Source organism: Pseudomonas psychrophila (genome assembly GCF_001043005.1).
GTDB classification, from domain to species: domain Bacteria; phylum Pseudomonadota; class Gammaproteobacteria; order Pseudomonadales; family Pseudomonadaceae; genus Aquipseudomonas; species Aquipseudomonas psychrophila.
The window spans coordinates 1-547 of record NZ_JYKZ01000098.1; the positions used below are offsets into that span (position 1 = coordinate 1).

Genomic DNA, 547 nt, shown 5'->3' on the forward strand with positions numbered 1-547 from the left:
CTTCGAATTTGTAACGGTTGGGCTGACCCTGAATCAGTTTGATCAGCACCAGTGGGTCAACCGGCGTGTCGGCCGCAAACTCAATCCGCCCGCCTTGCGGGCCGGCATCGACTTTTTTGATGCCCAGATGCTCGGCCTGCAATTTGAGCAGGGTGATGCGCACCAGGTTTTTGGTCGGTTCCGGCAGCAGGCCGAAGCGGTCGATCATCTCGACCTGCAGATCCTTGAGGCCTTCTTCATCGCTGGCGGACGCAATGCGCTTGTAAAGGATCAGTCGGGCATGAACATCGGGCAGGTAGGCTTCAGGAATCAACGCCGGTACGAGCAAGTTGATTTCCGGGCCGCCACCCAGTGGCTGGTCAAGGTTGGGCTGTTCGCCCTTGCGGATCGACTTCACCGCGCGTTCGAGCATCTCCATGTACAGGGTAAAACCCACCGCCTGGATCTGGCCGCTCTGGCCGTCACCTAGCAGCTCGCCCGCGCCCCGGATTTCGAGGTCGTTGGTGGCAAGCACAAAGCCTGCACCCAGATCCTGGGTGTTGGCGAT

General features: G+C 59.8%; 1 protein-coding gene. It reads right to left on the reverse strand.

Going from position 1 to position 547, the window contains the following annotated elements; genetic code table 11:
• A partial coding sequence (locus TU76_RS24265; protein WP_048352698.1) for a TRCF domain-containing protein occupies nucleotides 1–547 on the reverse strand: 547 nt, incomplete at both ends.